At 66.1% G+C, this 13025-nt stretch carries 13 protein-coding genes; 10 read left to right on the plus strand and 3 right to left on the minus strand.

The window, feature by feature from the left end; genetic code table 11:
• Positions 1-19 precede the first annotated feature (19 nt).
• Complete coding sequence (locus LFT49_RS16380) at positions 20-1021, plus strand: GAF and ANTAR domain-containing protein (protein WP_237428791.1); 1002 nt, start codon at positions 20-22, stop codon at positions 1019-1021.
• Positions 1022-1077: 56 nt separating this feature from the next.
• Here the strand turns inward: LFT49_RS16380 and LFT49_RS16385 are convergent, their stop codons facing one another.
• Complete coding sequence (locus LFT49_RS16385; RefSeq protein WP_237428792.1) at positions 1078-1773, minus strand: response regulator; 696 nt, start codon at positions 1771-1773, stop codon at positions 1078-1080.
• A 403-nt stretch (positions 1774-2176) separates the two neighbouring features.
• On the opposite strand from LFT49_RS16385, the gene LFT49_RS16390 reads away from it, so the two are divergent.
• The 5 genes from LFT49_RS16390 (at position 2177) to LFT49_RS16410 (ending at position 6653) form a co-directional block, all read left to right on the plus strand.
• Positions 2177-2938 carry a phosphatase PAP2 family protein gene (locus tag LFT49_RS16390; RefSeq protein ID WP_237428793.1) on the plus strand — a complete coding sequence of 254 codons (762 nt, stop codon included), beginning with the start codon at positions 2177-2179 and terminating at the stop codon, positions 2936-2938.
• A gap of 9 nt (positions 2939-2947) precedes the next feature.
• The gene (locus tag LFT49_RS16395; protein WP_237428794.1) at positions 2948-3643 is read left to right on the plus strand and encodes a DedA family protein; all 696 of its coding nucleotides are present in this window, start codon (positions 2948-2950) and stop codon (positions 3641-3643) included.
• A gap of 5 nt (positions 3644-3648) precedes the next feature.
• A complete protein-coding gene (locus tag LFT49_RS16400) occupies positions 3649-4338 on the plus strand; it encodes a response regulator transcription factor (protein WP_237428795.1) in 690 nt (229 codons plus the stop codon).
• A complete protein-coding gene (locus LFT49_RS16405) occupies positions 4335-5354 on the plus strand; it encodes a sensor histidine kinase (protein WP_237428796.1) in 1020 nt (339 codons plus the stop codon). Before LFT49_RS16400 ends, LFT49_RS16405 begins: the two co-directional genes overlap by 4 nt.
• A gap of 399 nt (positions 5355-5753) precedes the next feature.
• Positions 5754-6653, plus strand: a complete 900-nt coding sequence (locus LFT49_RS16410; RefSeq protein WP_236799378.1) for a metallophosphoesterase — start codon at positions 5754-5756, stop codon at positions 6651-6653.
• Between the two features lie 90 nt (positions 6654-6743).
• On the opposite strand, the gene LFT49_RS16415 is transcribed toward LFT49_RS16410, so the two are convergent.
• The gene (locus LFT49_RS16415; protein ID WP_237428797.1) at positions 6744-7751 is read right to left on the minus strand and encodes an MIP/aquaporin family protein; all 1008 of its coding nucleotides are present in this window, start codon (positions 7749-7751) and stop codon (positions 6744-6746) included.
• Positions 7752-8008: 257 nt separating this feature from the next.
• Here LFT49_RS16415 and LFT49_RS16420 point away from each other — a divergent pair, with 257 nt between their 5' ends.
• From LFT49_RS16420 to LFT49_RS16435, 4 genes are all read left to right on the plus strand, one after another.
• Positions 8009-8389, plus strand: coding sequence for a hypothetical protein (locus tag LFT49_RS16420; protein WP_236799380.1), 381 nt, complete (start codon positions 8009-8011; stop codon positions 8387-8389).
• A 309-nt stretch (positions 8390-8698) separates the two neighbouring features.
• A complete protein-coding gene (locus LFT49_RS16425; RefSeq protein WP_237428798.1) occupies positions 8699-9673 on the plus strand; it encodes a type IV toxin-antitoxin system AbiEi family antitoxin domain-containing protein in 975 nt (324 codons plus the stop codon).
• Positions 9674-9899: 226 nt separating this feature from the next.
• Complete coding sequence (locus tag LFT49_RS16430) at positions 9900-11111, plus strand: alcohol dehydrogenase catalytic domain-containing protein (RefSeq protein WP_236799382.1); 1212 nt, start codon at positions 9900-9902, stop codon at positions 11109-11111.
• Positions 11112-11290: 179 nt separating this feature from the next.
• Positions 11291-11914: a metalloregulator ArsR/SmtB family transcription factor gene (locus LFT49_RS16435; protein WP_237428799.1), complete on the plus strand. Its 624-nt coding sequence runs from the start codon at positions 11291-11293 to the stop codon at positions 11912-11914.
• A gap of 276 nt (positions 11915-12190) precedes the next feature.
• On the opposite strand, the gene LFT49_RS16440 is transcribed toward LFT49_RS16435, so the two are convergent.
• Entirely contained in the window at positions 12191-12907 is a 717-nt protein-coding gene (locus tag LFT49_RS16440) for a GAF and ANTAR domain-containing protein (protein WP_237428800.1), read from the minus strand.
• Between the last annotated feature and the right edge of the window lie 118 nt (positions 12908-13025).

The raw sequence follows: 13025 nt of genomic DNA on the forward strand, positions 1-13025 counted from the left end.
AAACTGAAAGGCCAAGAATATGGCGCGTGGATTCGAAGTCAGCACGGATCATTTGGACTCCCCCCGTTTACGGCTTCTAACCCCGGACGGTCACGCACTGGAAGTCTCCGGCCATTACCAGGACACATCCGCCGCGCCGGCCTCCGAGGCTGACGCTGACGGTATGGGCTTGGGCGACATGCCTGCTGGTGTCCGCGACCAGGACGGGACAGACCAGGTCCGCGTCCGGCGGCTCACTGTCGCTGATCCACCGCCAAGCGTCCAGTCAGCCATGGGGGCCGGCCAAACACGTCATGCACCGCCCGCCCCACACCCGGCCAAAGCCTTGGAGGAAAGCCTCATGGCAAGCGAGAACATCAACGATGCACTTTCGGCCGTGGTGACACTGGTGGATTTCACTGCCTCAACCGGTGACGGCACCTCGTGCAGCATCACGCTCCTCACCCCGAAGAAAACGCCCGTCCACGCCTGCAACGGAGGATTGGCCGCCCAGGTTATCGACTTGCAGGAGCGGCTCGAGGAAGGACCTGCACTCACAGCCATCACCGGCCGCCGGACCATCATCATGCGCAGCACGTCCTTTGACAACCGCTGGCCCAAGTTCACACCGTCCGCAGCGGCATGCGGTATCGGCTCCGTACTGGCCGTACCCATTGCCGTCGACGAGGGGTCGGCAGCGGTATTGACGTTCTCCACCCAGGCGCCCGGCGGCCTCCAGTACGGTGACATCGTCGCCGCTGAAGACTTCGCCGACCGGATCAGCGGCCCCCTGCGTTCGGCCCTGCTCATCGCAGAACTGAAGGAAACCGTCGAGCAACTGTATGCAGCCCTGTCCCACCGCACCGTCATCGACATTGCCTTAGGGATCCTGATCGGCCAAAACCACTGCGACCACGAAACCGCCTTCGGGATTCTTCGCCGCGCCTCCAGCAACCGGAACATCAAAGTACGGGACCTCGCGGCAGCAATAGTGGCCTCCGCCTCAGGCGGCAGCGAACCACCGGTGCACTTCCAAACCTGACGCCGACCAGAACCCACCGCTCGTCCTCCCCGTTGATCCGCGGCCCACCCCGTCGGTCAGGCCGACCTGGCTCCCTTGGCGGCCCTTTGAGCGGGGGCATCGGGGCGCGCTGCGTAGACAGCAGCCTGGGTGCGTCGTTCGAAGCCAAGCTTGGCAAGCACGGAGGAGACGTAGTTCTTCACTGTTTTCTCAGCCAGTCGCATCTCCTGACCGATCTCCCGGTTGGTCATTCCCTGACCGATAAACTCCAGGACCTTCCGTTCCTGCACGCTCAGACCGGAAAACCTCGGATTCACCCGGGCCTCCTCACCCAACCCATGGAGGACCCGCTCCTCAACACCAGGCCCGAAAGTCTTCTCCCCGGCAGCCACCCTCCGGATGCCGTTTATCAGATCGTGGTTGCCAATCTCCTTCAGAACATAGCCTGCTGCCCCCGCCAGGACCGCGCCCCGCAGGGCCTGCTCGTCGTCAAAACTCGTCAAGATCAGGCAACGAATTTCCGGATCGATCCCCCGAACGTCCCGGCAAACCTCGATGCCCGTCCCGTCGGCGAGCCTGCCATCAAGGACAGCCACATCCGGCCGCAAAGCAGGGATGCGGCGCGAGGCCTCCACCGCCGACCCCGACTCCCCCACTACTTCCATCCCCTCGCCCTCGACCAGGTCCCTCAAACCCCGCCTGACGAGTTCATGGTCATCCAGGATAAAAACCCGAAGCGGACGCCCGTCTTTGTAATCCTTTACCTCTGGCATAGTGTCCTCATCCCCCAACTTCCCCGATGTCAACATTGGCCACCTGCGGCACAAATGCACCACCACCACAGTCGCCGCAACAAACGAAAACGAATAGGGCCGAAAGTCCGTCTACCCCCGAATGGAAATCCACTGATCACGCCCCGCTGCACTTTCGACGCGGATGTTCATTCCAGGGGCGGACATTCCCATGCGCGGCCCAAATACGGGGTGCGAAAAGGAATCTGCGCAGCGGAAATGAGTTTGCGCGTCGCCGCCACGCCGCGCGCGAAAGGCCCGGGCCGCCGTCGTACCCCTGCCCACAGCCAGGAACCAGCACTTCTTAAGCCTTTCTTAAAGCCCGCGGAGGAGAGTGGAATGACAGGCCGAACAGCGGCCCCCACGCCACGCCCCCAAGGAAGACATGCACGGATCAACCCACAACGACCGACCGCACCAGCACACCTCGCCCACGGCACCCCCGGCCGTCGGCACCCAGTTCAGGGCACTCCCCCAGCCCCGGCACTGGCTGCCGGTGGGCATCGTGCTGTGCGCCGCCGTCGTGGTGCTGGGCCTGACCGTGCAACTGGTCCCCGGCGACACAACCGCGGAACTGGGTGTCGACCAAAACCTCAGCCTGCACCACGTCGCCGTACTGACCGCCGTGGCGATGGGGATCAACCTGCTGTTCGGCCCGGTGGTGGGCCTGGCCCTCATCGCAGTTGCCGCCCTGGGCATCTGGCTGTTCCGGCGCGACCTGGTGACCGCCGTCGCCTTCGGGCTTACCGCATGCTCGGGCTGGGTGGCGAGCGAGGCCTTCAAGCTCCTGTTCGCCCGGCAGCGGCCCAACCCTGCGATGCTGTTCGACCCCCTGGCGCCGGAGACCGGATCCAACAGTTTCCCCAGCGGGCACGTCAGCTTCGCCGTGGCCCTGGCCTTCGCGCTGTACTTCCTGGCCCGCGGAACCCGCTGGGCCCGGCCGGTTGCGGTGGCAGGCGCGGCCATGGCGCTCATCGTCGCCTGGTCCCGGCTGTACGTGGGGGTCCACTACCCCACCGACGTCGCAGCCTCCTTTTTTGCCGCGAGCGCCGCAGTGGTCCTGCTCGCCGGGCTCTGGAACCGCTTCGCCCCTGCCCTGATGGAACGCCTGCCGGCCACCGTCCTCCGCCCCTTCGGCCGGGCGTAGGGAGTACTCATGCACAGCCTCCTGATACCCCTGGCAGCAACCGCCGGTTCGCCCTCGCTGCTTGATCCCGCCGGCCTGCTGGAGGGCTTCGGCCCGGCCGCACTGGGCGTCATCGCCGCGATGGTGTTCATCGAATCCGGCGTCCTGTTCCCCTTCCTGCCCGGCGACTCCCTCCTCTTCACCGCAGGCCTCCTGCACCAGCAGCTGAACCTGGCGCTGCCCCTGCTGATCGGCGTGATCACCGCGGCCGCGATCGGCGGCGACCAGGTGGGGTACCTGCTGGGACGCAAGTTCGGCCGCCGCTGGTTCAAGGACGATGCCCGCATCCTCAAAACCGCCCACCTGACCGTCACGGAAGAGTTCTTCCGCCGCCATGGAGGTGCCGCCGTCGTACTGGCCCGTTTTGTACCCATGGTGCGCACCTTCGCGCCGGTCACCGCAGGAATTGCCCGGTACGAATACAAGGCGTTCACGCTCTGGAACATGGCGGGGGCCCTGGCGTGGGCGACGTCGGTGACCCTCCTGGGCACGTGGCTGGGACACTACGAGATCATCGCCAACAACATCGACATCATTGCCGTGGTAATGGTCCTGGCCTCCGTGGTGCCGTGGATTGTGGAATATATGAAGCGCCGCCGGAAGAACAGGCTCGCCGCAGCTGAAGAACCAGTTGATGAAGGTGTTGAGGCGGCTGCGGAAGAATAGGCGGCATGACAACAGGTGAGGGGCCGGCCCTGCTGCTGGTGGAGGACGATCCCGTCCTGGGTCCGCTGATTGCCGAGCTGCTGGAGCCGGACTTCACGGTGCGGCTCGCGGCGAATGGGCAGGAGGGCCTGCATCTGGGGCTGACGCAGCCGTGGGACGTGATGGTGATCGACCGCGGCCTGCCCGTCATGGACGGCATCAGCGTCATTACCGCCCTGCGGGCCAAGGGCATCGGCACCCCCATCCTGATCCTCACCGCGCTGGGCGACACCGACGAAAAAGTCCGCGGCCTGGACGCCGGCGCCAACGACTACCTGGCAAAACCGTTCGACGGCGGCGAGCTGGCTGCGCGCCTGCGTGCACTGACGCGCACCTACGGTCCGCCCGCGGGGCAGGGTCCGCACGCCGGCCCGGTGGGCATCGGCAGCTGGGAGTTCCATCCGGCGTCGCGCTCTGTCCGGTCCCTGTACGGCGACCTGGTGACGCTGACCGCGAAAGAGGCCGAGGTGCTGGCCGCGCTGGCGGCAGAGCCTGACCGGGTGTTTACCCGGGACGAACTGCTCGCCGCGCATTTCCAGGAGACGGACCAGCCCGGCGTGATCGACACCTACGTCCACCACCTGCGCCGCAAGATCGACAGGGCCCTGATCCGCACCGTCCACGGCGTGGGCTACCAGATCGGCGAGCCCTCATGACTGCACCCGTTCCTTCCGGGCCGCGCACCACTGCTGCTGCCTCCGCCGACCCGGACCGGGAGATCCTTCGCCGCGCGTCGCTGAAGGTGGCACTGCGGATCAGCGCCGGGGTTGCCGCCCTGGTGCTCATCCTCCTGGCCGCCGCCACCGCCTTCCTCATGTACAAGCTCGCCCACCCGGTCCAGCCCGCCTCTGCCTCGGGAAAGCCGTACACCTACCTGGATTCCAGGGACCTGATCGAGGGGATGATCCTGGCCGGCCTTGCGGGTGTGGTGCTGGCCGGGGTGGTGGGCTGGCTCAGCGCGCGCAGCGCCATCCGGCCGCTGGGTGAGGCGCTGGCCCGGCAGCGGCGGTTCGTCCAGGACGCCAGCCACGAACTGCGCACCCCGCTGGCCATTTTGGACACCCGCATCCAGCTGGCCCAGAGGAAGGCCGAACCGGGCTCGGAATCTTCGCTGGCCCTGGCGAAGATCCGGGAGGACGCGTCCACGCTGACCGGGATCGTGAACGAGCTGCTCCTGGCCGCCACTGCGTCGGCGCCCGTAACGGTACTGGAGCCGGTGGACGTGGCTTTGGCTGCCGAGTCCGCCGCCGGGAGCCTTCAGGACCTTGCCCGGCAACAAGGCGTCAGTTTAACGTTCGACGGCGGCGGGCCGGCTTTGGTGCGGATCGATCCCAGTTCGTTCCGGCGGGCGGTGCTGGCCCTGGCGGACAACGCACTGGGGCATACCCCGGCCGGCGGGAGCATCACCATTACCGCCTCGGCCGAGGGTTCCCGGGCGCTGGTGCGGGTAACCGACACGGGATCCGGCATCAGCGGGGTGGACCCGGACCGGATTTTCGACCGCTTTGTCCGCGCCGGCGGGCCTGCTGGGTCCGAGGGGCGGCGGAGCTTCGGGATCGGGCTGGCACTGGTCCGCGAGATTGCCTCCGCGGCCGGGGGCACCGTGAAGGTGGCCCGCACCGGCCCGGACGGGACCACCATGGAACTGTCGTTGCCCCTGGCCTCGGCCTGACTGCGGGCTTCTTCGTTTTCGACCCGCAAACGCACTTTCGACGCGGACGTTCCATTTCGCGGCCCACATTAGGGCCGCGAAAGGGAACGTGCGCCTCTGTGGGGAACATGCGCGTCGGAGGCGGGGTGGTGGCCAGGCGGCATCGTCGGCGGGACTGCGGGCTTTCCTGCGGGAATCCCTATTGCTCCCCGGGTGAGGGCTCAATAGATTGGTCTCACCCCGGCATGGGCAGCCGGGCGGGCGCATCAAGCAGTGGGGCGCCGTTGGAGGGAGGACCTTATGCCGGCACGAAAGCGGGCCGCATCGATTTTTCTGGCCCTGCTGGTGTGTGCCGGGCTTGCGGGGTGCGAGTCGAAACCGCCGGCCCCCGACAATCCAAAGGAAACAGACGCACGGTCAGTGCACTTTACTGCTGCCGGCGACACCGGCATCGAGGACGGCGCCAGGGCCGTGCTCGACAAAATCAAGGAACTCTCGCCCGACTTCAACCTCCACCTCGGTGACATGTCCTACTCCGACGTTCCAGAGCAGCAGTTCTGCGACATGGTGACCGGAAAGCTGGGAACCGACTTTCCGTACCAGCTGGTTGCCGGCAACCATGAAAGCGACGGCCTGCAGGGCAATATCGAGAAGTTCGCGCAGTGCCTGCCGAACAAGCTGCCGGGCCTCCAGGGTGAATACGCCAAACAGTGGTACGTGGACCTGCCCCAGGAAAACCCCTTGATGCGGCTGATCCTGGTGTCCCCCGGAATTCCCTTTGACGGCGGGGACGAGCTGGACTATTCGGAGGGCAGCGAACGCCGGCAGTGGACAGAAAGCGCCATCGACGGTGCCCGTGACGCGAAGATCCCCTGGACGGTTGTTGGGATGCATACCCCCTGTTTCACCATCGGACGCTACAGCTGTGACGCCGGCCGGGAGCTGACCGAGATGCTGATCAAGAAAAAGGTGGACCTGGTCCTGAACGGCCACGAACACGTCTATCAGCGGACCAACCAGCTGGCCAACAGCGTCAGCTGCCGCCAGATGTCGACCAAGCGGGACTGCATGGCTGATACGGATGACTCCCTCGCCAAAGGCAAGGGCACGGTATTTGTCACGTCAGGCCTGGGCGGCAGGAACATCAGGCCCATCAACACCAAGGATGAAGAGAAACCGTACTTCACGGCATGGTCCGGCAGCAACGTGGATCCGGCGCTGGGAACCCTGGACATCCGGCTGACCGAATCCCGCATGGACGTGAAGTTCGTGCCGGCCGAGGGATACAGCTTCACGGATTCGTTCAGCATCACCAAGTGACCTGGTTCGCCCAGTACCCCGGGCAGGCCTGACGGCGGACCCCCACGGGAGCTCCGCCGTCGTGCCTTCCATGTTGGCGCTGGTGCGCCCCTACGCCGCTCTCCGCTTCGGGGTGGTCCGGGTCTCCGGAACGGAGGTCTCGGCCTCGGTGGCGGGAGGCGTTTCGCCGCCGGCGCGGCCCGGAGGCGTGGACTCTGCCAGGCGGGCCTTGGCGTCCAGGACGTCACCGATGAACCAGTCGTAGAGCAGCACGCCGATCACGCCGCCGACGATCGGGCCGACGATGGGCACCCAGAAGTACCAGCTGAACGCCCCGTCCACTGTGCCAGGCAGCGCCGTTTGGCCCCATCCGGCCATCCACGCGAAAAGCCGCGGGCCGAAATCACGGGCCGGGTTGATGGCATAGCCGGCGTTGGCGCCAAGGGAGATGCCGATGGCGGCGACCGCGAGCCCGATCATGAACGGGCCCAGGTTCGCCTGGACGGCGGTGTTGCGCATGTCGATGATGGCCACGACGAACATCACCAGGAACGCCGTGCCCACGATCTGGTCAACCAGCGGGCCGACGGCGTTTCCGTTGAAGTAGGGCGCCGGGAACGTGGCGAAAATTGAGTAGGTGGCCAGGCCCTTCGCGTCGCCGCGGCCGGTGCCCACGGCGGTGTTGTAGGCGTCAATCGCGTTGTAGTACAGCAGGTACACCAACGCCGCCCCTGCAAAAGCACCCACCACCTGGGCCACGATGTACGGGCCCACTTTGCGCCACGGGAATTTGCGGCGGACTGCAAAGGCAATCGTCACGGCCGGGTTGATGTGGGCGCCGCTGACGCCGCCGGCCACGTAGACGGCCAACGCCACGGCAAGGGCCCATCCCCAGGCTATGAGCAGCCAGTCGCCCGCCGCCATGAAGATGGTTGTTGATGTCTGGGCACGGCCCGATCCCGGCAACGCCGCGACCGCCATGGCCACGACGCCGTCGCCGAACGCGATCAGCACGAACGTGCCCAGGAACTCCGCAAGCAGCTCGCCCCAGGTCCCACCCAACCGCTTGAGTCCGCTGCCATTGCGGACCGCATTTCTCAGTGGACTTACATCACTCATCGCAGTACCTTCTTTGCGATTTTCTAGGTTTATGGCCTCACTTCAGGACCAATTGACAATGCGAGCACTTCTATGCTACGCCGAAAGTATCCCTAGGCAACAGACCGACGGTCACCCCTACCGGGCGGCACTTCTGACGCCAGCACCGCCGCCTTGTTTGAGCGGGCGCGGAGCCGGATTCCGCCAGGGAAGAGACACCCCGGACAGGTCCAGGTTGCCGTTGCAGGGACGTGGAGTTCGTTCGGAAAGGCAAGACCATGAACGACAGCAGCATCGAAAACACCCCAACTGCGGATGAGACACCGGAGGAACGGGAGCTGCGCGGACGGTACGTCAAAGGCGACTTTGGCAAAGCCGGTGCACAGCGCGGCCGCCATGCCGAAGACGAAGAGGGCCAGTACGTCGAAGGGGACTACGGCGGGGCGGGCGCCGAAGCCGGACTGCCCGAACCCCTGGGCGACAGGACCGTGGGAGCCGGCCGCTACGTGAAGGCCGACTACGGCGAGGCCGGGCCCGTCCCCGGCAGGACCGCAGCGTCCGAGACCGGCCGGTACCCGGAAGGAGACTACGGGAAGGGCGGCACTGTGGATCCCACGCGCAAGCCGGGCGGAGCCCAGGACCCGCGTGCGGAGCGGTAGCCGCCCGACCCGGCCACAGCGGCCTGCCCACCTGCACACGGCGGGCAGGCCGCTCTGGTGCGGGCCGGCGTCGTGCGTTCCTGCTGAAGCCTCGGCCCGCTCCAGTGCTCGACGTGCGGGTGCATTTTCGACGCACGTGCTCACTTGCGCGGCGCACATATGGGCCGCGGAAAGGAACGTGCGCAGCGGAAACGCGGATGCGCGTCGCCGGTGACGGAGGCTAACTGGCTGCCCCGCCCGCGCCGGCGCTTTTCCACATAGCCTCAGAAGCCCCTTCTTGGCAGCGGCCCCTGGGGGCAGCGTGGGGATATGACCAACCTCCCGCCGTTCCTGCTGTCACGGGACCGCATTTTGCACGGGCTCAACGCCCACGCTCTGGCCAAGCGCGTGCGGTCCGGCGCCCTGGTGCGGATCAGGCACGGCGTGTATGTGGACGGGCCCACGTGGCGGGCCATGAGGCCCTGGCAGCAGTACCGCGTCCGGGTCCAGGCCGCCGCGGAGACCTTTGAAAAGCCCACCATTTTCGCCCGGCATTCCTCGGCCAGCGTGTGGGACATCCCGTTCATCGGGCAGAACCACCCCGTGCAGGCCCTCACGTTGAAGAACGACGGCGGGAGGTCACGTGCCGGAGTCACCCGCCACTTCGCTGCGCGTGAGGGTTTGGAAGTGGTGAAGCTGGAGGGGCTCCTGGTCACCGGACGCGTCCGGACTGTTCTGGATCTGGCCGCTTTCAGCCCCTTCACCGAAGCCATAGCGCCGCTGGACCACGTGCTGCGGCAGGACCTGGGCCGTCAATTGCATGCCCTGGCCAAGGCCGAACTGGAGGCAGGCATTGGTGGGCTTTACTCCGCGGCGGCGGCGCGCAGGATCCGGACCGCCATCGCCTTTGCCGATCCCGCATCCGCTTCAGCAGGCGAGTCCTGGAGCCGCGCGCTGATCCACGTGGCCGGCTTCGAACCCCCGATCCTCCAGCAGCGCTTCACGGACGCCGCCGGACTGGTAGGGTACTCGGACTTCTACTGGAAGGACTCAAGGGTCATTGGGGAGTTCGACGGCGAAGAGAAGTACGTCAAACCCGAGTTCCTCAAGGGCCGGACCACATCCGAGGCCGTTCTCGCTGAGAAGAACCGCGAAAACCGGCTTCGTTCGTTGGGATTCCGCGTGGAGCGGTGGGACTGGGCGGACCTCGCTGCGGCTGGAACGCTGGAACGGAAACTGGCGGCGGCAGGCGTGGCCCGGCGTCGTACGCGTTCCGCTGTTTTCGACGCGCAAAACTTCCCATGACACGATCCCTCCATGGCGCGGCGCTTATTTGGAGTGCGCTCAGGAATTTGCGCGTCGGGCCGGAACTTGAGCAGCGGAAATGAGGATGCGCGTCGCTCGGGGGTGGATGGAACCCTCGCCCTGCCGCAAAATAGGCAGTAGGCTTACTATCTTGCAGCTGGGCGCATGCAGTGCCTGATGACCAGAACCCTATTTGGCGGTTTGAGCGCGTAAAAGGAGTCCCATCATGAAAGCTCTTGTATGGCACGGCGAAGGCGACATCCGCCTGGACAACGTGGACGATCCCACCATCCTCGATCCGAACGACGCCATTGTCCGCATCACCCGCAGCGCCATCTGCGGCACCGACTTGCACTTCATCCGCGGCACCATGTCCGGCATGAAGGAAGGCACCATCCTGGGCCATGAAGCCGTGGGAGAGGTGACGGCCGTGGGCAAGGCCGTGCGGCGGTTCGCGCCCGGGGACCGCGTGATTGTCTCCTCGACCATGTCCTGCGGCGTGTGCTGGCAGTGCCGGGCCGGACATACTGCGCAGTGCGATGTTGCCAACCCGAACGGCCCGCAGGCGGGGACGTGCTTCTTCGGCGGACCGGAGACCACCGGCCCCATCAACGGGCTGCAGGCGGAGTACGCGCGGATTCCGTGGGCCTCGAACACCCTGACCCGGCTGCCGGACAATGTCAGCGACGAACAGGCCATCCTGCTTTCGGACATCTTCCCCACGGCCTGGTTCGGCGCGCAGCTGGCCGGCATCCAGCGCGGCGACACGGTGGCCGTGTATGGCGCGGGCATTGTGGGGCAGCTGGCAATCGCGTCCGCGTTCCGGCAGGGTGCGTCGCGGGTGTTCGCCGTGGACGGGATCGAGACCCGGCTGGTCCAGGCGCTCGACCAGAACGCAGATGTCATCAATTTCAACAGCGAGGACCCCGCGGAGGCCCTGCAGGAGGCGACGCAGGGAATCGGCGTGGACGCGGTGATCGATGCCGTTGGCGTGGATGCGCAGCGGCCCTGGGCCGGGCCCGCGGCGGCCAAAGGCGAGGAGCAGGCGGAGCAGTTCGCGCAGGAAGTGGCCGAGGTTGCCCCGTCCACCAATGTGCAGGGCGACAACTGGGTGCCGGGGAACGCGCCGTCGCAGGTTTCGCAGTGGAGCATCGAGACCGTGCGGAAGTACGGCCGCATCGGGATCATTGGCGTGTACAGCCCGGCGATGATGACCTATCCCATTGGCCAGGCCATGAACAAGAATCTGACCATCCGGATGGGCAACTGCGACCACCGATCGGTCACGCCGCCGCTGGTGGACCTGGTGGCCTCCGGTGTCTTCGACCCCACCACATTCATCACCCAGCACGAACCGATCAGCGACGTGGTGGACGCCTACCTGAACTTCGACCGGCGCGAGGAAGGCTGGCTGAAGACGGTGCTGACCACCGCATAGCCTCCCCCTGCACCACCGGCGGTCCGCTCCTTTTGGCGCTGGCCGCCGCCGTGTTTCCCCTGCCGGGCATTTCTGCGGGAAATCGTTGCGCTGACGTCCGGTTGCGGGGGACGATCTTAGGCGTCAACACATTGGCGTGTCTCCCTGGCGGGGCCCGGACAAGGCAAGGGTGGGAAACCGTGACGAAACAAGTCCCTGATGCAGACGGGGCACGGCCGTCGATGCTGGCTCTCGCGGAGGTTTTCAAGGCCGCGGCCCATCCGGTGAGGGCGCAGGTCCTGGACACGCTGTCCCATGGCGGGTCTTCCATCCCGGAACTCTGCGCGGCTACCGGCGAGAAGGCCTCGCACCTGTCGCGCCACCTGGCCCAAATGCGGGGCCAGCGGCTGATCGAGTGCCAGCGCTCCGAGGGGCGGCTGATGTACCGGCTCGCTAGCCCTGAGGTGGCGAACCTGCTTGCCGCCGCACGCTCCGTGCTGCAGTCGCAGGTGGCGGCTGCCGTGGTCCGCGCGAACTACACACCGAGGCGGACGCATAACGTTGCCACACCTATGCCGGCGCCGCCTGGCGTCCCTGGTACCACCCCGGCAACCTTTTCCGACGAGCAGTTTGCGGAGCTGGAACATACCCTGGCATCGCGGGCGGTGATTGCTGACGCGTGCGAAGCAATAGCTGCGCGATGCGGCTTTACCTTGGACGAGGCGGCGAAGCACCTCATCATGACGGCGCGCAACGCCAACCTCACTCTTCGGGCAGCGGCCGCCCAGGAGCTGCAGAACGCGCAGCACGGGACCGGATCCTGATCCCCGATCTCCATGTCCTGCCCATCCATCCCGTACTAAGGTCCCTTGACCTTGCAGCGGAGCGAGGGCCACACTTCTAGCAGAATTGACGAAAACGTCTATCCGTCAATTCTCTGGCCGACCACCCGGTCCAAGCAAGCCACCAGGAAGCCCGGGGCAACGCTCTCCCCGTTATTGGGGGGGGTTCCTGGTGTGGATTGGATGGGGAGGGGACAAGCTGCCCTTTCCCCATCCACTTCCGGCCGTCAATACTGGCGATCTTGGCGGCGGGCGTCCCTATTCGCCGACGGTCTCCTGGAGGACCTCCCGTGCCACATCATGCAGTGGCGTACTCTCGCCCCGGGAGCGGGCCAGCAGCACGTCCAACGCTTCCTGCGAGGTGAGATTCAGCCGCTCAATCAGGATGCCCTGGGCCTGGGCGATCATGTCCCTGCCTGCCAAAGCTTCAGCCAACTCCTCCGTCATCCGCTGCGCAGCCGCCCGGTCCCGAACATGGCCCAGCATGACCGCGGCCGGGGCAGCGAGCCGCTCGATCAGGAACACCGAGTTGTCGTCGAACGCCAGCGGGACGGGTGAATACACTTTCAGGGCACCGATCGGCCTTCCGTCAGGGGTCAGCGGCGCGCTGAGGACCGACCGCAGCGGAAAGCCGGCAACTGCCGCCGTCCACTCCGGCCAGCGGGTTTCTTTCCATGTGTCCTGGATGATGACGGCGCGCTGCCCGGCCCAGGCGCTCAGGCATGGCCCCTGGCCCAGTTCATACTGCAACTTGTCCGCCTGGAGCACCAGACTGTCTGTGGCACCTATGGTTTCGCCGCGGCCGTCGGCGCTAATCAGGGAGACCCCCGCGCCCGCAGCGTGCGGAATCACGTCCCGCAGCGCAGACGCCAGGGACTGCACGGCCCTTGAAGCATCCTCCGCGGAGAGGAGGCCGGTGACCATCCGTCCGGTGAGTCCGGCAGGCTCATAGGCCGGTGGAAGCAAATAATTCATGGCTTGGCACCTTGTCATGGCTGGGCAGCAGGGGCTGCCGAAGGTTTCGACAATATTTTGCTACCGCCTGCCCTGCCGGCGAAAGAGCGGAACCACAGATACGTCCATTTGAGTTAGG

The organism is Arthrobacter sp. FW306-06-A (assembly GCF_021870055.1).
Classification (GTDB): Bacteria; Actinomycetota; Actinomycetes; order Actinomycetales; family Micrococcaceae; genus Arthrobacter.